Annotated in this window: 13 protein-coding genes; 10 read left to right on the forward strand and 3 right to left on the reverse strand. The window is 66.2% G+C overall.

The window, feature by feature from the left end:
• Positions 1–54: 54 nt before the first annotated feature.
• The 6 genes from rfbC to ACED67_RS05875 all read left to right on the forward strand — a co-directional run bounded on the left by rfbC (position 55) and on the right by ACED67_RS05875 (position 5,341).
• Positions 55–618 (forward strand): dTDP-4-dehydrorhamnose 3,5-epimerase, encoded by a 564-nt coding sequence (gene rfbC, locus ACED67_RS05850; RefSeq protein ID WP_395541136.1) that lies wholly within the window; start codon positions 55–57, stop codon positions 616–618.
• Positions 615–1,670: a dTDP-glucose 4,6-dehydratase gene (gene rfbB / locus ACED67_RS05855; protein WP_395540638.1), complete on the forward strand. Its 1,056-nt coding sequence runs from the start codon at positions 615–617 to the stop codon at positions 1,668–1,670. The genes rfbC and rfbB overlap by 4 nt, the downstream gene beginning before the upstream one ends.
• Positions 1,670–2,452 carry a YdcF family protein gene (locus ACED67_RS05860; protein ID WP_395540639.1) on the forward strand — a complete coding sequence of 261 codons (783 nt, stop codon included), beginning with the start codon at positions 1,670–1,672 and terminating at the stop codon, positions 2,450–2,452. The genes rfbB and ACED67_RS05860 overlap by 1 nt, the downstream gene beginning before the upstream one ends.
• Positions 2,452–3,306 carry a dTDP-4-dehydrorhamnose reductase gene (gene rfbD / locus ACED67_RS05865; protein WP_395540640.1) on the forward strand — a complete coding sequence of 285 codons (855 nt, stop codon included), beginning with the start codon at positions 2,452–2,454 and terminating at the stop codon, positions 3,304–3,306. The genes ACED67_RS05860 and rfbD overlap by 1 nt, the downstream gene beginning before the upstream one ends.
• Complete coding sequence (gene rfbA / locus ACED67_RS05870) at positions 3,303–4,178, forward strand: glucose-1-phosphate thymidylyltransferase RfbA (RefSeq protein ID WP_395540641.1); 876 nt, start codon at positions 3,303–3,305, stop codon at positions 4,176–4,178. Before rfbD ends, rfbA begins: the two co-directional genes overlap by 4 nt.
• Positions 4,179–4,618: 440 nt before the next feature.
• Positions 4,619–5,341: a sugar transferase gene (locus ACED67_RS05875; RefSeq protein ID WP_395540643.1), complete on the forward strand. Its 723-nt coding sequence runs from the start codon at positions 4,619–4,621 to the stop codon at positions 5,339–5,341.
• A gap of 68 nt (positions 5,342–5,409) precedes the next feature.
• Here ACED67_RS05875 and ACED67_RS05880 read toward each other — a convergent pair whose 3' ends face one another.
• Positions 5,410–6,660: a Wzz/FepE/Etk N-terminal domain-containing protein gene (locus ACED67_RS05880; RefSeq protein ID WP_395540644.1), complete on the reverse strand. Its 1,251-nt coding sequence runs from the start codon at positions 6,658–6,660 to the stop codon at positions 5,410–5,412.
• Position 6,661: 1 nt separating this feature from the next.
• Positions 6,662–7,612: a CpsD/CapB family tyrosine-protein kinase gene (locus ACED67_RS05885; RefSeq protein WP_395540645.1), complete on the reverse strand. Its 951-nt coding sequence runs from the start codon at positions 7,610–7,612 to the stop codon at positions 6,662–6,664.
• A 286-nt stretch (positions 7,613–7,898) separates the two neighbouring features.
• Here ACED67_RS05885 and ACED67_RS05890 point away from each other — a divergent pair, with 286 nt between their 5' ends.
• Positions 7,899–8,870, forward strand: coding sequence for a glycosyltransferase family 2 protein (locus tag ACED67_RS05890; protein WP_395540646.1), 972 nt, complete (start codon positions 7,899–7,901; stop codon positions 8,868–8,870).
• Here ACED67_RS05890 and ACED67_RS05895 read toward each other — a convergent pair.
• Positions 8,867–9,643 (reverse strand): WecB/TagA/CpsF family glycosyltransferase, encoded by a 777-nt coding sequence (locus tag ACED67_RS05895; RefSeq protein ID WP_395540647.1) that lies wholly within the window; start codon positions 9,641–9,643, stop codon positions 8,867–8,869. The two genes, ACED67_RS05890 and ACED67_RS05895, sit on opposite strands and share 4 nt — an antisense overlap.
• Before the next feature lie 240 nt (positions 9,644–9,883).
• Here ACED67_RS05895 and ACED67_RS05900 point away from each other — a divergent pair, with 240 nt between their 5' ends.
• The 3 genes from ACED67_RS05900 to ACED67_RS05910 all read left to right on the forward strand — a co-directional run bounded on the left by ACED67_RS05900 (position 9,884) and on the right by ACED67_RS05910 (position 18,909).
• A complete protein-coding gene (locus tag ACED67_RS05900; RefSeq protein WP_395540648.1) occupies positions 9,884–11,302 on the forward strand; it encodes a hypothetical protein in 1,419 nt (472 codons plus the stop codon).
• The gene (locus ACED67_RS05905) at positions 11,302–12,285 is read left to right on the forward strand and encodes a glycosyltransferase family 2 protein (protein ID WP_395540649.1); all 984 of its coding nucleotides are present in this window, start codon (positions 11,302–11,304) and stop codon (positions 12,283–12,285) included. Before ACED67_RS05900 ends, ACED67_RS05905 begins: the two co-directional genes overlap by 1 nt.
• 219 nt (positions 12,286–12,504) lie before the next feature.
• Entirely contained in the window at positions 12,505–18,909 is a 6,405-nt protein-coding gene (locus ACED67_RS05910; RefSeq protein ID WP_395540650.1) for a type I polyketide synthase, read from the forward strand.
• The last annotated feature ends 1 nt before the right edge of the window (position 18,910 follow it).

Here is an 18,910-nt window from a genome sequence, read left to right on the forward strand (position 1 = left end):
AAGCCACGCGACCTGCGCTATGGGTCCATGGCCGCGCCCGAGGTGAGAGAGACGATGGATGTAACGCCGACAGACCTGCCCGAAGTGCTGATCCTGACGCCGCGCCGCTTTGGCGATGCGCGGGGTTGGTTCAGCGAAACCTTCAACGCCGCGCGTATGGCAGAGGTCGGGATCGGCATCGACTGGGTGCAGGACAACCATTCCATGTCCGCCGCCAAGGGGACGCTGCGGGGTCTGCATTATCAGCGCCCGCCACGCGCGCAGGACAAGCTGGTGCGCTGCACGCGCGGGGCCATTCTGGACGTGGCGGTGGATTTCCGCGCGGGCTCGCCGCGTTTCGCAAGTTGGGTGGCCGTGGAGCTTTCGGCGGAAAACGGGCGGCAGCTGCTGGTGCCCAAGGGCTTTCTTCATGGTTTCGTGACGCTGACCGAGAATGCCGAAGTCCAGTATAAATGCAGCGATCTTTATGCGCCCGATTGCGATGGAGCGGTGCGCTGGGATGATCCCGAGATCGGCATCGACTGGGGCGTCACCACGCCCGTCCTGTCGGACAAGGATCGCGCGGCCCCGCTTCTGGCCGATGCGCCGCGGCCCTTCACCTGGGAGGGCGGCAAGTGAAGCTTCTGGTGACGGGGGGCGCGGGCTTTATCGGCAGCGCGGTGGTGCGGCTTGCGGTGGCGCGTGGGCATGAGGTGGTGAACCTGGATGCGCTGACCTACGCGGCCTGCGAGGCGAATGTCGCGGGCGCGGCGCAGTCGAACCTCTACAGTTTCGAACAGGCCGATATCCGCGACCGGGTGGCGCTGGACCGCATCTTCGCGCTGCACAATCCCGATGCGGTGATGCATCTGGCGGCCGAAAGCCATGTCGACCGGTCGATCGACGGTCCGGCCGATTTCATCGAGACCAATATCACAGGCACGTTCAACATGCTTGAGGCCGCGCGCGCCCATTGGCAGCGGCAGGGCCGGCCTGCCGGCTTTCGCTTTCACCATATCTCGACCGATGAGGTCTTCGGCTCGCTGGGCGCCGAAGGGCAGTTCACCGAAGACACGCCCTATGACCCGCGCAGCCCCTATTCGGCATCGAAGGCGGCGAGCGACCATCTGGTCCGCGCCTGGCATGAAACCTATGGCCTGCCGGTCGTTCTGACCAATTGCTCGAACAATTACGGGCCCTATCACTTTCCCGAAAAGCTGATTCCGGTCGTGATCCTGAATGCGCTGCATGGCAAGGCGATCCCGGTCTATGGCAAGGGCGAGAACGTGCGCGACTGGCTGTATGTCGAGGATCATGCCGATGCGCTGCTTCTGGTGGTGCGGCAGGGCAAGGTCGGGCGCAGCTACAATATCGGCGGCGAGAATGAACGCCGCAACATCGACCTTGTCCGCACGATCTGCGCGCTGCTGGACGAGATGAAGCCCAAGACGCAGGGGTCATACGCGGATCAGATCACCTTCGTCACCGACCGTCCTGGCCATGATGCGCGCTATGCCATCGACCCCAGCCGCATCCGCGAGGAACTGGGGTGGCGCCCCTCGGTTACGGTCGAGGAGGGCCTGCGCCGCACGGTGCGCTGGTATCTGGACAATCAGGCTTGGTGGCAGCCGCTGCTTGAACGCAAGGGTGTGGGCGAAAGGCTTGGCACGGCCAAGACCGGCGGCGGCTGATGGACGAGCTGTTCTTCATTGCCTCGAAGACCATCGGCATGGCCGCACGGGTCGAGACATGGTTGCTGTTCCTGATGGCGCTGGGCCTTTTAGGCCTGTGGCGGGGCAGGCTGCGCCTGGCGCGCTGGGGGCTGGGTCTGACCTTCGTCCTGTTGCTGGGGTTCACGCTGTTTCCGCTTGCCTCGCCGCTTCTGGCCGGCCTTGAACTGCAATATCCGCCCAACCCGCCGCTGCCCGAAAAGGTGGATGGGATCATCGTTCTGGGCGGCGCGGAAGATACCGGGGCCTATGCGCGCTGGGGTGTCGTCGGGTTGAACCAGGGCGGCGAGCGGATGACGGCCGGGGTCGACCTTGCCAGACGTTTTCCAGACGCGAAGCTGATCTTCACCGGTGGCACGGCGAGCCTAGTCTATAACGATGCCCATACGCTGCCTTCGGCGATGACCAAGGCCTTGTGGCTGTCGCTGGGCGTGCCCGAGGCGCAGATCGTGCTGGAAGACCGGTCCCGCAACACTTCGGAAAACGCGATCTTCACCCGCGACCTGATTCAACCGCAAGAGGGGCAGGTCTGGCTTCTGGTGACCAGCGCGTTCCACATGCCGCGCTCGATCGAGACATTCCAGCGCAATGGCTGGACCGGCCTGATCCCTTGGCCGGTGGATTTTCGTTCTGGAAATCAGACTTTTAGACTTGAATGGCGCCTTGACGATCACCTTCAGGATGCCGACGTCGCGCTGAAGGAATATCTTGGCCTTCTGGCCTATCGATGGGCGGGGAAGTGATGCGGGTTTTAGTTTTCGGCAAGACGGGGCAGGTGGCGACAGAACTGGCGCGGCGGCTGCCTGATGGGGTGACGGCGCGATTTCTGGGCCGGGACGAGGCCGATCTTTCCGATCCGCCGGCCTGCGCGGCGGCGGTCAAGGCGGCCGAGTGCGATGCGGTGATCAATGCCGCGGCCTGGACAGCGGTGGACAAGGCGGAAACCGAAGAGGACGCCGCCACGATGGTGAACGGCGCGGCCCCCGAGGCGATGGCGCTGGCGGCGGCAGACCGGGGCCTGCCTTTCCTGCATGTCTCTACCGACTATGTCTTTGACGGCGCAGGGGATCAGCCCTTCCGGCCCGAAGACCGCACCGCGCCGCTGGGCGCCTACGGCCGCTCGAAACTGGCGGGCGAGGTCGGCGTGCGCGCGGCGGGCGGGCCGCATCTGATCTTGCGGACAAGCTGGGTCGTCTCGGCCCATGGCGCGAATTTCGTGAAGACCATGCTGCGGCTGGGGCGCGAGCGTGACAGCCTGAACGTCGTCGCCGACCAGATCGGCGGGCCAACGCCAGCGGCGGCGATCGCCGACGCGCTTTTCAGCGCGGCACGGGCCATGCGGCAGGGCGCAGAGGGCGGCACGCAGCATTTCGCGGGTGAGCCGGACGCAAGCTGGGCCGATTTCGCGCGCGAGATCATGGCGCGGGCGGGCCTGTCCTGCGCGATCAACGACATCCCGACCAGCGCCTATCCGACCCCAGCGCAGCGTCCGGCCAATTCGCGGCTTGACTGCACGGGCTTCACCGCCGCCTTCGGCCTGGCGCGGCCCGATTGGCGGGTTGGGCTGGACGACATTCTCAAGGAGCTTTCGTCATGACGCAGCGCAAGGGCATCATCCTCGCCGGAGGCTCGGGCACGCGGCTTTGGCCAATCACCATGGGGGTCTCCAAGCAGCTTCTGCCGGTCTATGACAAGCCGATGGTCTATTTTCCGCTGTCGACGTTGATGCTGGGCGGCATCCGCGAGATCGCGATCATCACTACGCCGGATGACCAGCCGCAGTTCCGCCGCCTGATGGGCGATGGCAGCCAATGGGGGCTGAGCTTTGAGTGGATCGTGCAGCCCAGCCCCGACGGGCTGGCGCAGGCCTATCTTCTGGCCGAGGATTTCCTGGCGGGCAGCCCCAGTGCGATGGTCCTGGGCGACAACATCTTCTTCGGCCATGGCCTGCCGGAAATGCTGGCGACGGCGGATGCGCGCGTGGCAGGCGGCACGGTCTTTGGCTATCATGTCGCCGATCCCGAACGCTATGGCGTGGTCGATTTTGACGCGCAGGGCAAGGTCAAGGGTATCATCGAGAAACCCGCCGTGCCGCCGTCGCATTTCGCGGTGACGGGGCTGTACTATCTCGACGGGCGGGCGCCCGCGCTGGCGCGCGCGATCAAGCCCTCGCCCCGCGGCGAGTTGGAGATCGTCGATCTGCTCGAGGCCTATCGCGCCGAGGGCAGCCTGTCGGTCGAGCGGATGGGGCGCGGCTTTGCCTGGCTGGATACGGGCACCCATGCGAGCCTGCTGGATGCGGGCAATTTCGTGCGCACGCTGGAAGAACGGCAGGGCTTGCAGGTCGGCAGCCCCGACGAGATCGCCTATCGCCAGGGCTGGATCGACCGCGCGGCGCTGGCCGCGCGGGGCAAGCTGTTCGGCAAGACCGCCTATGGCCGCTATCTGGCTGGTGTCGCGTCGGAGTAGGATGCGTCCGCGTCAGGGCTGGTCGGGATTTCGGCGATTATTGCCATACAGGCAACAGTTCCCGTATCCGCCTGGGTGGCCTACGCAGGCCCTGGCCCTGCCATTGGCGCCAAAGCCCCACCGAATCGCCGCGGGAGGATTCCCCGGCCTGCTGCCCCCAACTGCTCAATCTGCAACCTGGGTGACTGCCCTTGTGCAGCTACTATGTCTGCGGCAGAGCAATGAGGGCAAGATTGTGGCGTCTCTGTGCAGTTCTTTTGTTTTATCCCGTAGCTTCTTGATGGGGCGGGTGAGTAGAATGGGCCATGGCGGCGAAAAGATCGGGTGCCAGAGATGCTTTCTAAATTTGTCGTTCCCTTTTTCCTGAAACCGTCGCGCGCCTGCGGTGTTGGTATGGCGAACAGAGTCCAAGAGCGCGCATTGTTCGCGGAAGATCTACAATGACGATCAGTATTCCTGACTTCACCCGCGATATTGATGCGGGCCCTCTGCCTCGCAAGGAGGTCGTGCAGGCAACGGCCCCTGCGGAACCCCCGGTCCCCGACGCTGCGGCGGCCGGGATATATCGCAGATTTTTCAAGCGCATGATCGATGTCACCGCAGTGCTGGCCGCCGTCCCTGTCGTCGTTCCGGCGGTGGCTGTGCTGGCCCTTGTCGTCGCGCGCGACGGTGGCAAACCCTTCTATGTCCAGCAGCGCGTCGGACGGAACGGCCGCATCTTTCGGATGTGGAAGCTGCGCAGCATGGTCAGCCAGGCAGATCAAAGGCTGGAGGACTATCTGGCCGCGAACCCTGCGGCGCGGGCGGAATGGAACCTGACGCAGAAGCTGCGCAACGATCCCCGAATCACGCGTTTCGGAACCATGTTGCGGCGCAGTTCGCTGGACGAGCTGCCGCAGCTTTGGAACGTGCTGAAAGGGGATATGAGCCTGGTGGGCCCGCGCCCCATGATGCCCTGCCAGCGGGAGCTTTATCCGGGGGCCGCCTATTACCGGATGCGTCCCGGCGTGACCGGATACTGGCAGATCACCGATCGCAACCGCAGCACCTTCGAGGCGCGTGCGGACTTTGACGCCGCCTATGAGGCCGATCTGTCTTTGGCAACCGACCTACGGGTGCTGCGGCGGACGGTACGGGTCGTGCTTCAGGGCACTGGCTGCTAGGCGCCCCGCCTTGCCCCGGACTTATCGCCGGGAGACACCGCTTCTTCAGCGGGATGAAGGATACAGCATCACCCGTGCGCGCGGGCCGGGCGTTGGCTGCCACGCCGGGACTTGGCTGTCGGCAGGCCCAGATCCGGCAGGGCGATCACTGCGCGCAGCCCGAGTTGCCGTTCAAGCTGGGCCGAGGTGCGTATCACGGGCTTTGCCAGATCAAGGATAAGGGCAAAGACAAGGGCCAGCAGGACCGATCCGATTGCCCCCGCCATGAACAGCTTCTTGCCGCCCGAGCCCGTGGGCTGCCCGGGTGTCACGGCGCGGTCGAGAAGAGCAAGCCGGTCGCCCTGCTGTCTTTCGGCCAGACGCAGAGCGGTTTCAGCATCGTCCAAGCGGGTCTGCACTGCGGTAAGGCTGCCCTGGGCCAGCGCCAATTGGCGCTCAAGCCCGGCCAGGCCGCGCTCGACCTCGGGTTGGCGCGCGCCGGCGGCCTGCAAGACATCGCGCCGCGCCATGATCGTCGCCCGCTGTTCGCCCAGAACGGCGATCTGGCTGGTCAGCTCCTGCAACCGACGCTGCTCGGTTGCGCGCAGGTCGGTGCGGGATGACAATTGCCGCTGCTCTTCGGTCAAGGCGACAAGTTTCTGGTCCAAATCCCGCAGATCCGCTTCGATGCTGGCGATCTCATCACGCCGCGCATCGGCCCCTTCCGGCAGGGCGTCACTGTTGGTCTGCTTGTAGGCCGCGATATCGCCATCCAACGCGGCGACCTGCCCGCTGAGCCGCGTTTCTTCTTCCCGGTAGAAGGCAAGAGTATCCTGTGCCCGCGCCATCTGCCCCGCCGCGGCCATATCAAGCACGCTCTGCGCCAGATCATTGGCGATGCGGGCCGCTTTGTCGGCGTCCTGATCATGGGCAGTGACGATGATCGCGGAAATCTGCGCGGGTTGGCCATAGGCCTGATTCCCGGCGCTGGCCACGCCCTCGATACGGATCGAGGCGCGCAAGAGCGCGGCGCGCTCTTCGTCCGAAAGGGCGGGCAGATCAGCGTAAAGCCCCTGGCGCGCAATCATCGCCAACAGGGCCTCGCGCGTGGTGAGCCGCTGTTCGATCGCTTGTAGCATCTGGGCCGAACCGCCATTGGTGGCCTCCAGTCCGATCTGGGCGCCCTGGGCCTGGATCACGGCCGTGGCCTCATAGATGTCGGGCCGCATTTTCGCGAGCGTCGCGGACAGGGCAAAGCCCAGGATGATGATGGCCAGGATCACCCACCAACGCCGTGTCAGGAAGCTGAGCAGATCCTCAAGGGTCTGAAGTTGGCCCATGTCACTGCCTCCGCCGTGGCATGCTACGGGTCAGGGCGCGGTCCTGCGCGCGGTTCATTACCACGCCCAGAAGCGGAAACTGGCCTTCCAGCAGGTCTTCCGCGGCCTTGATCTCTTGCGCGGTCGATTGGGTGCCGTCGACCACCAGAAGTACGGCATCGACCTGACCGGTCAGTGAGATGACTTCGTCCGACGGCAAGACAGGTGGCGTGTCGAAGATCACGATGTCGGGCTGGAGCAGTTCGGCCACCGCTCCAAGCGCCATGGCGAATTCCGGGTCCTGGATCAGCTCGGCCGCGCGGGCGACCGGCGCGCCGTTCAGGGCCAGAGCCAGATTGCTGCCGATGCGGCGGAAGTGGCTTTCCATCGGCTGCTCGCCCCGCAGGTAGTCGACAAGCGGACCGATGCCCTCAAGTCCGAAACGATCGGCAAGATCGGGTTCGCGCAAGTCGAGGTCGACAAGCACGGTTCGGCAAGACGGCAACCGGGCCAGTGCCAGCGCCAGATTGGCCGCGACCAGGCTTTTTCCGCAGCCACGGGTGGGCGAGGTCACGGCAAGACGCGTCCAGCCGTTGCGGGCCATGGCCTGGACGACCCGCGTGCGCAGAATGTCAAAGGCGGGGGCAGCGGGATGGTGTTCGATCTCTGAGAACAGACCGTTTCGCGCCAGAAGTCCGGGCTCCGGCATCGCAAGCGTGATTGATTCCCAGATCCGCGCAGGATTGAGCGTCGCCAGCGAAAGCGAGGGCGGCAGGATCTCGCGGCCGGTCTTCTGGTCAAGGGTAATCGGCTGGGCTGGCAGGACCTGACCCTGACGGAAGACTGGCACATGGCCGGGGCGCGGCCGTGTCTCGGCGCGGCCCTTTCCGTCATCCTTCTTGCCCGGCATCAGGGTTTGCCCCTTATCATGCGGATCAAGTGCCTCGGCCCCCAAGATGATGTGTCGGTTCATGTCAGTCGCGGGCCTTTGTTGCGGCAACGGACCCTTGGGGCCGCCGGTCGAGTACTGCATTCCGCCCAAAGGCGGTTACTGTCCGAAAGGGGTGCGGAAGCGCGGCCCGATCACTGGGGCGGTCTTCATCGCACTGATCCGTCCGGGTCCCCACCCGTACGCTTGGCGATAGCAGAAAGTTTGGCGAAATGAAAGCTTTGCGGTGCAAAGCTACCAGAGACTCCGTCGCATTGCGCGCCATTGCGAAGGGGTGGAAACCGCGTCCTTCCCCGCCTAGGATCGCGCCATGTCCAGATCCGGCGCTTCCCCTTCTTCCAGCATCGACGCCGTGGTGATCGGGCGCAACGAAGGGGCCCGTCTGCTGGCCTGCCTTGCCTCGCTGCAGGGGCAGGTCGCACGCATCATCTATGTGGATAGTGGATCGCGCGATGGTTCGGTCGCAGCGGCACAGGCGGCCGGGGCCGTCGTGGTCGAGCTGGATATGAGCCAGCCCTTCACCGCCGCCCGGGCGCGCAATGCCGGTCTGGCGCGGGTCGAGGCAGATTTGGTGCAGTTCGTCGATGGCGATTGCGAGGTGCAGCCGGGATGGATCCCGGCCGCGCTTGCCGGGCTTGCCGCCCATCCGGCCGCCGTTGTCCTTTGCGGCAGACGGCGCGAGCGCCATCCCGAAGCAAGTCTGTGGAACCGGCTGGCCGACCGGGAATGGGATACGCCAGTCGGGCCGGCACGCGCCTGCGGCGGGGACGCGCTGATGGTCGTCCGAGCGCTGCGGGAGGTGGGCGGTTATTGCGAGGACCTGATCGCAGGCGAGGAGCCCGAGTTGTGCCTGCGTCTTCGCCGCGCGGGCGGAGAGATCTGGCGATTGGATGCCGAGATGACGTTGCACGATGCGGCGATGACCCGTTTCTCGCAGTGGTGGCGTCGCACGCAGCGCGCGGGACATGCCTTTGCCGAGGGCGCGGCCCTTCATGGCGCAAGCCCCGAACGGCATTGGGTGGCCGAGACGCGCCGCGCCGTGCTCTGGGGGCTGGGGGTGCCGCTTCTGGCGCTTCTGGCGGGCAGCTTTCTGCATCCCTTGGGCTGGCTGATCCTGCTGGCCTGGCCCCTGCAGGCGCTGCGACTTGCCCTGCGCTGGGGCGACCCTGCGGCGGCGCTATTCGCGGTGCTGGGCAAGGTGCCCGAAGCGCTGGGCGTTGCCGGATACTGGCTGAATCGTCTTCGCGGGCGTCGGCGCGGGCTGATCGAGTACAAGGGCTAGGCCCTTTCCCGCTCGCCGCGCTGCGTGTGCCGCTGCCGGAGCGCCGCCATGGCTTGACCGGGCAGGATCGCCAGGCAGGCAAGGTAGCGCGGTGCCATGCGCTGGGGCGCCCTGAGGGCCCGCCACAGCCATTCCATCGCCAGGGCGCGCATCCAGTCAGGCGCCCGATTCTGGTGACCGGACAGGAATTCGACCCCGGCGCCGACCGAGGCAAAGCCGGTCTGGGGCGCCAGCCTGCGGCCAAGCATCGCGAAGCGCTCTTGCTTCGGGGCGCCCAGGGCGATGAAGCACAGACCGGGTCCCATTCTCTCAAGCCGCGCAAGCACGATTTGCGCCTCTTCGCCCTGCGGATCGAAGCCCATCGGGGGTGCGTGCAGGATGCCGATATTCAACTGCGGGACCTCGTCCCGCAAACGCCGTGCCGCCCCGTCAAGCGCTTCGGCAGTGGCCCCGATCATCGACAGCGGCACGCCCAGCCAGGCGGCGGCGCGGGCCAGGGGAAGGACAAGGTCAGAGCCGGGCAGAAGATTGACCGGGCGGCCCGCAAGCCGTGACAGCCAGACGATCGGATTGCCATCGGCAACGACGATGTCCTGCGCCGCATAGGCGGCGCGGAACTCCGGGTCATGCGAGAGCTTGACGAGGTGATCGAGGTTGATGGTTGCCAGGGCAAAGCCCTGACGGGCGGCAAGCCGGGCGACAACGGTATCGAGCAGCGCGGTTCCATTGGCATGGGTGACGCCGATCCGGGTATCGGAGAAACAAAAATCCAACGAGGTACAATCCTGGAACAGGCGGGAACACGGGAAACTGACGCTATCTCTAGCACGGGATAGGGGCTTCGACGAAGCCCCCGCGACGCAGAACAGAATGTTTCCGGCATGGAATCGAATGCGCGAAACTGGCCGTGACCCGGCAATTCGTGCTAACGGTGGCCGCGGCAGGCGCAGAGCCGCGATTGCGCAATCTGCCACCTCTTCGCCCTGCCCTACTGATTCTGGTCATTTCGCCCCGTGTCCGACATCCAGCCCACGCTCTTCGCCATCTACATGCTGCTGAGTTGGCCGCTGGTGGTCTGGTTGCTTTATACCCGCCTTGATCCGGGCCGGGCGCTGATCTGGTCGGTGCTGGGGGGCTATCTTTTCCTACCGCCCCTGCTGCGCTTTGACCTCCCCGTGGTGCCGGATATCGATAAGGACACGCTGCCTGCGCTTTCGGCGCTGGTCGTGACGGTTCTGATGCTGAAGCAGCGGCTGTCGATCTGGCCGGATGGCGGGATCGGGCGGGTGCTGATGGGGATGTTCCTCCTCTCGCCTTTCTTCACTGTGCTGACCAATGGCGATCCGGTGATCATGGGTGTGGCCTACATTCCCGGGATGCACATTTATGACAGCATTGCCGCCGTGGCGAACCATCTTCTGTACATCCTGCCGCTCTATCTCGCGCGACGCGACCTTGCGACACCACAGGCGCTGCGCGCGCTTATGCAGGCGCTGGTCCTTGGCGGGCTGATCTACTCGCTGCCCATGCTGCTGGAAGTGCGGCTTTCGCCGCAGTTTAATCTCTGGCTCTACGGCTATTTCCAGCATGACTTCGCCCAGGCGATGCGGTTCGGCGGCTTCCGCCCGTTCGTCTTTCTGCCGCATGGCCTTTGGGTCGCCTTCTTTGCGCTCATGGCCTTGGCCGCTGCCGCCGTCTTCTTGCGCGAAGGGCCGGCCGAGGCACGGCCGCGCCAGCTTGTAGTTTTTCTCTGGCTGGGAATGATGCTGGTGCTCTGTAAGAGCTTTGGACCGCTGGCCTATGCGATGGTCTTGTTGCCGCTGCTCTTCTTCGCTTCTCCCCGGGTGCAGGCGGCCGCGGCGGTGCTGGCGGTGGCGGTGGTCCTGGCCTATCCGCTGCTGCGCGGGGCGCATCTTGTGCCTGTCGAAACGATCGTGGGTTTCTTCAAGGGCCTGTCCGCCGATCGGGCCGGCTCGCTGGCCTTCCGCATCTTCAACGAAGAGGAATTGCTGGCCCGCGCCGCCGAGCGACCGTGGTTCGGTTGGGGCGGCTATGCGCGTAACCTGTTGCACGATCCGACGACCGGCGAGATTGCGACAATTCCCGACGGTGCTTGGGTCATCCAGATCGGGACCTATGGTTGGCTGGGCTATCTGGCGGAATTCGGGCTGCTGGCCTTGCCGGTAGGGCTGCTGGCGCGTGAGGCGCTGGCGCGTGGGGCGGCGGCGATCTCGCCTTATGCGGCGGCGCTGTCGTTGATCTTCGCTTTCAACCTGGTCGACCTGCTGCCGAATGCCACGCTTGTGCCGCTGACCTGGCTGATCGGGGGCGCGGTACTTGGCCATGCCGAGGCGTTGGCCCGCGCCCGCAAGACGGGGCAGGTCCCGGCAGGGGGGGAAGATTTGCCGCGTCCGCGCAGGACGGTGATCTGATGCGGCAGGTCGATCTTGGCATCTTTGCCCATAACGAGGCGGTGGGAATCCCGGCCATGGTCGCGGCAAGTCTGGCGCAGGCGCAGCATTGCGTGGCGGCGGGCATCGACCTGCGTGTCCTTGTACTGGCCAATGGCTGCCGGGATGACACGGCCCTGCGCGCGGCGGCGGCGGGAGCCGAGGTGGCCGATCTGCCCGAAGGCGGCAAGAGCCGGACCTGGAACCGCTTCGTGCATGATCTTTCGCGCCCCGATGCAGAGGCGTTGGTCTTCGCCGATGCCGATATCGAATGGACCGAACCCGACATGCTGGCCCGGCTGATCATGGGCCTTCTGGCGCGGCCCGGGCTTTGGGTGTTGAACAGCCAGCCGGTCAAGGATCTCGCCTTGCGCGGGGCAAAGGGGCTGGTGCCGCGCCTGGCGCTCAAGGCAGCGGGTGGTCTGGACGACTGGAAGACCGCGATCTGCGGCCAGCTTTACGCCATGCCTTCCATGCGCGCCCGCGCGTTCCACCTGCCGGTCGGCTTGCCCGTCGAGGACGGGTTTCTGCGCGCCATGGTGCTGACAGATGGCCTGACCACGCCTGAGGATCTGACCCGGATCGACGGGGCAGAGGGCGTGTTCCACGTCTATGGTTCGGAAACCACGCTGCGCGGCCTGATCCGCCATCAGGAGCGGATCGTCATCGGCAGCGCCATCAACCTATGCCTTTTCGATTATCTGCGCAGCCTGCCGCCCGAGACCCGCGCGTCCGCCCTGCGCCTTGCGGCGGCAGATGAGGCCTGGCTGCCCGGCGTGCTGCGCGCCCGCCTGCCGCGCCTGCCCTTCGGCTATGTGCCGGTGCATTTCCTGGTCAAGCGGCTGACACGGCCGGGCGCCTTGCGGCGGGCCGGAGTGACGACCTTGGGGTTCGGCTTTGATCTTATTGTCTATCTGGGCGCGCAAATCCGCATGGCACGGGGGGCCGGCGCAGGCTTCTGGTAGCGGCTTTCACCGCATTTCGGCCATGTTCTGCCTGAAAAAGTGGCAACAATGTGGCAATTCCGTGGCATTGTCGCCCTGCCCAGCAAGATCGGCCTGCGCCTCGGCGCGGGGTATCGCAGGTGCGGCATTTGCCGTAAATTCAACAGGTCTGGCGGTTGGCAGACGAGACTCTTCCGACCAGGTCCTGGTCTGGCGAGACGGTGTGAAAGTGGGTAGCTTGTGAACCAGACGGCGAAGCAGGGCATCGGTGGGGCCGATGCGAATGCAGATGTGGCCGAGACCGACATTGCGATTGTCGGCATGGCCGCGCATTTGCCCGGCGCGCCGGACATCACGACTTATTGGCAGAACCTGCGCGACGGAATCGCGTCGATCCGCCAGCTTTCCGAGGCCGAGCTTCTGGCGAATGGCGAAAACCCCGCCCAGATGCGTCGTCCGAACTACGTCCCGGCGGCGGCTGTTCTGGACGGGTTCAAGGGCTTTGATGCCGAGTTCTTCGGCTTTTCGCCCAAGGAAGCCGCGATCCTTGATCCGCAGCATCGCGCCTTTCTGGAAGTGGCCTGGGAGGCTCTGGAAAATGCGGGCCACCCGCCCGAGGGTTTTCCCGGCGCCATCGGCGTCTGGGCAGGCTGCGGCATGGGCAGCTATTTCTATTTTAACCTTTGCTCGAACCGCGATCTGGTGGATCAGACCGGCATGTTCCTGCTGCGCCATACCGGCAATGACAAGGATTTCCTCTCGACCCGCGTCAGCCATATCCTCGACCTGAAGGGGCCGAGCGTGAATGTGCAGACGGCCTGTTCCACCTCGCTGGTGGCGGTGCATTACGCTGCGCAGGCGCTTTTGTCGGGCGAATGCGACATGGCGCTGGCGGGCGGCGTGACGATCGAGCTGCCGCATGGGCGGGGCTATCTGTTCACCGAGGGTGAGATCCTGTCGCCCGATGGCCAATGCCACGCCTTCGACCATCGCGCGCAGGGCACAGTCTTTGGCAGCGGCGCGGGCTGTGTGGTGCTGCGCCGGGCGAAGGATGCGATCCGCGATGGCGACCATATCTGGGCCATCCTCAAGGCCAGTGCGATCAACAATGACGGCGCTGCCAAGGCCGGCTATCTGGCACCCTCGGTCGACGGGCAGGCCGCCTGCGTGGCCGAGGCGCAGATGCTGGCCGACGTCGATGCGGGCAGCGTTTCCTATGTCGAATGTCACGGCACCGGCACCTATCTGGGCGACCCGATCGAGGTTGCAGCACTGACCCAGGCCTTCCGCGAGACGACGGATGCCGTGGGCAGCTGCCGCATCGGCAGTGTGAAGACGAATATCGGCCATCTCGATACCGCCGCCGGGGTGGCAAGCCTGATCAAGGTGGCGTTGTCGCTGCATCATCGGCAATTGCCGCCCTCGCTGGGGTACGAGGCGCCCAATCCGTCGATCGATTTCGAGACATCGCCCTTCCGGGTGAATGACCGGCTGACCGACTGGACCGCGCCGGTGCTGCGGGCCGGGGTGAATTCGCTGGGCGTGGGCGGGACGAATGCCCATGCCGTGCTGCAGGAGGCGCCTGCGGCCCCGGCGTCCGAGGAAAGCGACTGGCCGTTCCAGCCGCTGGTCCTGTCGGCGCGCAGCAAGGCGGCACTGGACGCGCAGGCGGTTCGGCTGGCAGCCCATCTGCGTGCGCATCCCGATCTGCCGCTGGCCGATGTGGCCTACACTTTGAAAGAGGGCCGCCGCGCCTTTGACAAGCGCCGGGTGCTCGTCGCCCGCGATGCGGCGCAGGCGGCGGCGCTTCTGGAAGGGGCCGATCCGCGCCGGGTTTTCAACCATGACCATTTGGGCGCGGCCCCCGAGGTCGTCTTCATGTTCCCCGGCGGCGGCGCGCAATATGCCGGCATGGCGCGCGACCTGTATGAGACCGAGCCCGTCTTCGCCGACTGGATGGATCGAGGACTGGCGGTGCTGGAACCGCAGATCGACCATGACATCCGCGCGCTGTGGCTGCCCGCCAAGGGGAAGGAGGCGGCGGCGGATCAGGCGTTGAAACGCCCCTCGGTGCAATTGCCGCTGATCATGATCACCGAATATGCGCTGGCGAAGCTGTATCAAAGCTGGGGTGTTTCGCCCTCCGCGCTGGTCGGCCATTCCATGGGCGAGAATACGGCGGTCTGTCTGGCGGGCGTGATGGGTTTCGAGGATTGCATCGGACTTGTCCTCTTGCGCGGGCGGCTGTTCGACACGATCGCGCCGGGCGGGATGCTGTCGGTCCCGATGGACGAGGCCGAGCTGCGCCCTCTTCTGACCGGCGATCTGGACATGGCCTCGGTCAATGCGCCGGGGCTGTGCGTCGTCTCGGGGCCGGATGCGGCACTTTTGGCGCTGGCCGATGATCTGACGGCGCGCGGGGTTGAAACCCAGCGCATCGCCATCGACATCGCGGCGCATAGCCGGATGCTGGAACCGATCCTGACGAAGTTCGATTCCTATCTTCGCAGCATCCCTCTGTCTGCGCCGCGCCTGCCAGTGATCTCGAACCGCAGCGGCGCGCCCCTGACGGCGGTCGAGGCGACCGATCCCGCCTATTGGGTCGCGCATCTGCGCAATACGGTGAATTTCCGCGCCTGCATGGCGGCGCTGACCGACGTGCCGGGGCGGGTCTTTCTGGAAATGGGTCCGGGCCGGGCGCTGTCATCGCTGGCGCAGGCCAATGGCGTGGCCTCGAGGCAGGTGGTCCCGGCGCTGCGCCACCCTGATCAGGCGATGGCCGATGACGAATGGCACATGGCCAGCATCGCGCGGCTCTGGGCCTGCGGCGTCAATGTCGACTGGGCGCCGATCTGGGGCGGGGCGCGGCGGCGCCGGGTGCCGTTGCCGAGCTATGCCTTCCAACGCAAGGATTACTTCATCGAAGCCGCCGCTGCCGCCGCGCCGCAAGAGGCCCCCGCGCCCGAGCGTCTGGCCGAGATCACCGATTGGGGCTGGGCGCCGCATTGGAAGCCCGCGGCGGCGGGGTTCGATCTGGCCGATCTGACCGAGGCCGCGCCCGAAACTTGGCTGGTCTTTGCCGATTCGACGGGCCTAGTTGCCGAGGCCACCCGGCTTTTGCGCGCTTCGGGACATCGGGTGGTGACCGTTCGGGCGGGGGACAGATTCGCCCGTGACGGCGAGGGTGGATATGTGCTGGCGCCCGAGCGGGGGCGCGAGGGGTATGATCTTCTGGTCGCCGATTTGATCGCGCGCGGGCTGGCGCCGCAGCGCATTCTCCATGGCTGGCTGGTGACGAAGGGCGAAAACTACCGCCCGGGATCAAGCTTCCTGCATCGCAATCTGGAACAGGGATTCTGGTCGCTGCTGTTCCTGATCCAGGCCATGGCGGATGAAGGGTTGCCGCTGCCGGTCAAGCTGGTGGCGCTGACCAATGGCGCGGCGCGGCTGCGCGAGGAAAACCTGTTCTGGCCGGAAAAGGCGATGGTGCAGGGGCCGGTTCTGGTGGCGGGCAAGGAATTGCCCGGGCTGGTCCTGTCGTCCTTGGACCTTGAGCCTGACCTTTCCGCGAGTGAAGGCGCCGCGGCGGCTCTGGAAGAGGCGCTTGCCGAAGGCGCGGCCCGCGCGGCCCTGCGCAAGGGCCGCCGCTATGAGGCCGGGTTGCGTCAGGTGGCCTTGCCCGAGGCGCGGGCCGATTTGCCGCAAGGCGCGCATGTGCTGATCACTGGCGGGTTCGGCGGCATCGGCCTGACCGTGGCCGAAGACCTGATCCGCCGCCATGGCGTGAAGATCACCCTGATCGCCCGCAGTGCCCTGCCGGACCGCACGCTGTGGCCGCGCCATCTGGCCGCCCATGCGCCGGGTGATCCGGTCTCGCGCCGCATCCTGGCGCTGCAACGGCTTGAGGCGCTGGGGGGCGAGGTGTTGGTGACCCGCGCCGATGTTGCCAATCCCGATGAAATGACCGCCGCGCGCGATGCGGGCGTGGCGCGTTTTGGCCCGGTCGCGGCGGTGATCCATGCGGCGGGTGTGGTCGATGACGGGCCGCTGGTGACCAAGACCCCGGCTTCTGCGGAAGAGGTCTTTGCTCCCAAGCTGCATGGCACGCAGGTGCTGGACCGGCTGTTCCCGGATGGCTCGGTCGGGCTGATTCTGGCCTTCGCCTCGACCTCGACCGTCACCGGACCTGCGGGGCAGGTCGATTACGTTGCCGCGAACGAATATCTGAACGCTTGGGCGCAGTCGCGGGCGGGCGGGCGGACGCGGGTCGTGGCGTTGAACTGGGGCATCTGGCAGGGAGTCGGCATGGCGGCGGAAAGCCTGGCCGACCGCGCCGGGCGGCCAGAGACGCCGCGGCTGCCGATTGACAGGCCGATGCTGGACGAGGCCGGGTTCGATGCGCAGGGCGACCGGGTGTTCCTGGCGCGCTATGACACCGGGCGCTGGGTGCTGGACGGGCACCGCACGGCCGAGGGCACGGCGCTGATCCCCGGCACTGGCTATCTGGAACTGGCCGCCGAGGCCTGGGCCGCGCAGGGTGAGACCGGCGCGGTCGAGATTGCCGATCTGACTTTCTTCCGGGCTTTGGACGTGGACGAGGGCGAAAGCCGCCCGATCCGCGTGCGCCTTGTGCGCAGCGATGAGGGCTATGGGTTCGAGGTGGAATCGCAGGTCACGCTGCGGGGGCGCAAGGGCTGGCTTCCCCATGCCACCGCGCGTCTCCTGCCATTGACCGGGTCACCGCCGCGGCTTGACCTGCCCGCGATCGCTGCCCGCTTGCGCGCGCCGCGCCGCGAAGCGGGCATGGTCACCGCCCAGGAACGGCACCTGCGTTTCGGCCCGCGCTGGCGTGTGTTGAACGAAATCGCGCTTTCTGAAGATGAAGGGCTGGCCCGGCTCGCGCTTCCCGCGGCCTTCACGTCCGAGGCGGCAGAATGGCTGGTTCACCCGGCGCTGGCAGACATTGCCACGGGTTGGGCGATGGGCTTGATCCGGGGCTATCGCGACGATCATCTCTGGGTACCCCTGCGCTATGGCAGCCTGCGGCTTTATCGCCCGTTGCCAGCCGAGTTGGTCAGCCATGTCCGCAATGCCGCGCCCAATGCGGCAGACCGACAGACGGCGATGTTCGACATCACCCTGGCCACGCCCGAGGGCGAGGTCTGTGCCGAAATTGCGGGCTTCACGCTTTTGCGGCTGGACGGCGCGCTTGCCCTGCCGCTGCCGGATCCGCGCAGCATCCGCTTCGAGGACGATGTGGCACGCGCGCCTTCGCCCGCCGAGGAACGCCTGCTTGCGGCCTTCCGTCAGGGCATCCGCCCCGAGGAAGGTGCCGAGGCGCTGGGCCGGGCGCTGGCCCTGGGTCGGCCGCAGGTCTGTGTCTCCTCGCTCGACCTGCCGGCGCTGGTGCGCCAGGCCGCCGCGCAAGAGGTTCAGCGCGACAAGGGGCAAAGTTTCGAACGCCCCGATCTGGACAGCGATTACCTGGCGCCGCGCAACGATATCGAGAAGGCGCTGGTCGGCTTCTGGCAGGATCTTCTGGGCGTGGGACAGGTGGGGGTAGAGGATTCCTTCTTTGACCTTGGCGGCCACAGCCTGATCGCCGTGCGGCTTTTCGCCATGGTGAAAAAGGCCTTCAAGGTCGATTTCCCGATCTCGGTCCTGTTCGAAGCCCCGACCGTCGCCGCCTGTGCGGCGCTGATCGCCGAGGCGACCGGACAGCGCCTGACAGATGCCCCCGGCGAGACGGCAGGCCCGCAGACAGTTGCAACCAGCCCGGCGCCGCAGCGGCGGTTCACCCATCTGGTGCCGATGCATCGCGGCGAGGGCGGGCCGAAGCAGCCCTTCTTCCTGGTCGCCGGCATGTTCGGCAATGTGCTGAACCTGCGTCATCTTGCACAGCTTCTGGGCGGCGACCGGCCCTTCTACGGCCTGCAGGCGCGCGGGCTATACGGCGAGGACAGGCCGCATGACAATTTCCCCGACGCCGCGCGCGACTATCTGACAGAGGTGCGGCAGGTGCAGCCGCAGGGCCCCTACCTTCTGGGCGGTTTCTCGGGCGGCGGGCTGATCGCCTGGGAAATGGCGCGGCAGCTTGAGGCGGCGGGGGAAACCGTCTCGCTTCTGGTGCTGCTCGACACACCCTTGCCGATGCGGCCTGTGCTCAATCGCCGCGACAAGGCATTGATCAAGTTGGCCGAGCTGCGCGAGAAGGGGCCGGGCTATCTGGCCGAATGGGCGCGGAACCGCTGGGCCTGGGAAAAGGCCAAGCGGGCAGGCGGGGCGGCCGAGGAGGATGCGACCAGCTTCCACAATTCCGCGATCGAGGCCGCCTTCCGCGCGGCCTTGCCGGCCTATCAGATGGAACCGCGACAGGGAGCGACGCTGCTGATGCGCCCGCCGCTGGACCGGCGCTGGAAGGTTACGGCGGGGAACTTCGTCTCTGCCGCCAAGGAATATGTCTTTGGCGACAATGATCTGACGCGGTTTGCGCGGCAGCTTCAGGTGGTGGAGGTGCCGGGCGATCATGACAGCATGGTGCTTGAACCGAATGTGCGCGTCATGGCTGCACGGCTGAAGGCGGCGATGGCCGAGATCGAGGTGCAACCCTGTCCTGCGCCCCCAATGGCCACGGCGGCGGAGTAAG

The sequence above is a fragment of the Neotabrizicola paludis genome (assembly GCF_044142105.1).
In the GTDB taxonomy this organism is placed as follows: domain Bacteria; phylum Pseudomonadota; class Alphaproteobacteria; order Rhodobacterales; family Rhodobacteraceae; genus Pseudogemmobacter.

Bases quoted from the DNA above. Each gene is read 5' to 3' on its own strand.
- rfbC (WP_395541136.1), top strand. From the start codon at position 55: ATGGATGTAACGCCGACAGACCTGCCCGAAGTGCTGATCCTGACGCCG.
- ACED67_RS05860 (WP_395540639.1), top strand. From the start codon at position 1,670: ATGGACGAGCTGTTCTTCATTGCCTCGAAGACCATCGGCATGGCCGCA.
- rfbD (WP_395540640.1), top strand. From the start codon at position 2,452: ATGCGGGTTTTAGTTTTCGGCAAGACGGGGCAGGTGGCGACAGAACTG.
- rfbA (WP_395540641.1), top strand. From the start codon at position 3,303: ATGACGCAGCGCAAGGGCATCATCCTCGCCGGAGGCTCGGGCACGCGG.
- ACED67_RS05875 (WP_395540643.1), top strand. From the start codon at position 4,619: ATGACGATCAGTATTCCTGACTTCACCCGCGATATTGATGCGGGCCCT.
- ACED67_RS05880 (WP_395540644.1), bottom strand. From the start codon at position 6,660: ATGGGCCAACTTCAGACCCTTGAGGATCTGCTCAGCTTCCTGACACGG.
- ACED67_RS05885 (WP_395540645.1), bottom strand. From the start codon at position 7,612: ATGAACCGACACATCATCTTGGGGGCCGAGGCACTTGATCCGCATGAT.
- ACED67_RS05890 (WP_395540646.1), top strand. From the start codon at position 7,899: ATGTCCAGATCCGGCGCTTCCCCTTCTTCCAGCATCGACGCCGTGGTG.
- ACED67_RS05905 (WP_395540649.1), top strand. From the start codon at position 11,302: ATGCGGCAGGTCGATCTTGGCATCTTTGCCCATAACGAGGCGGTGGGA.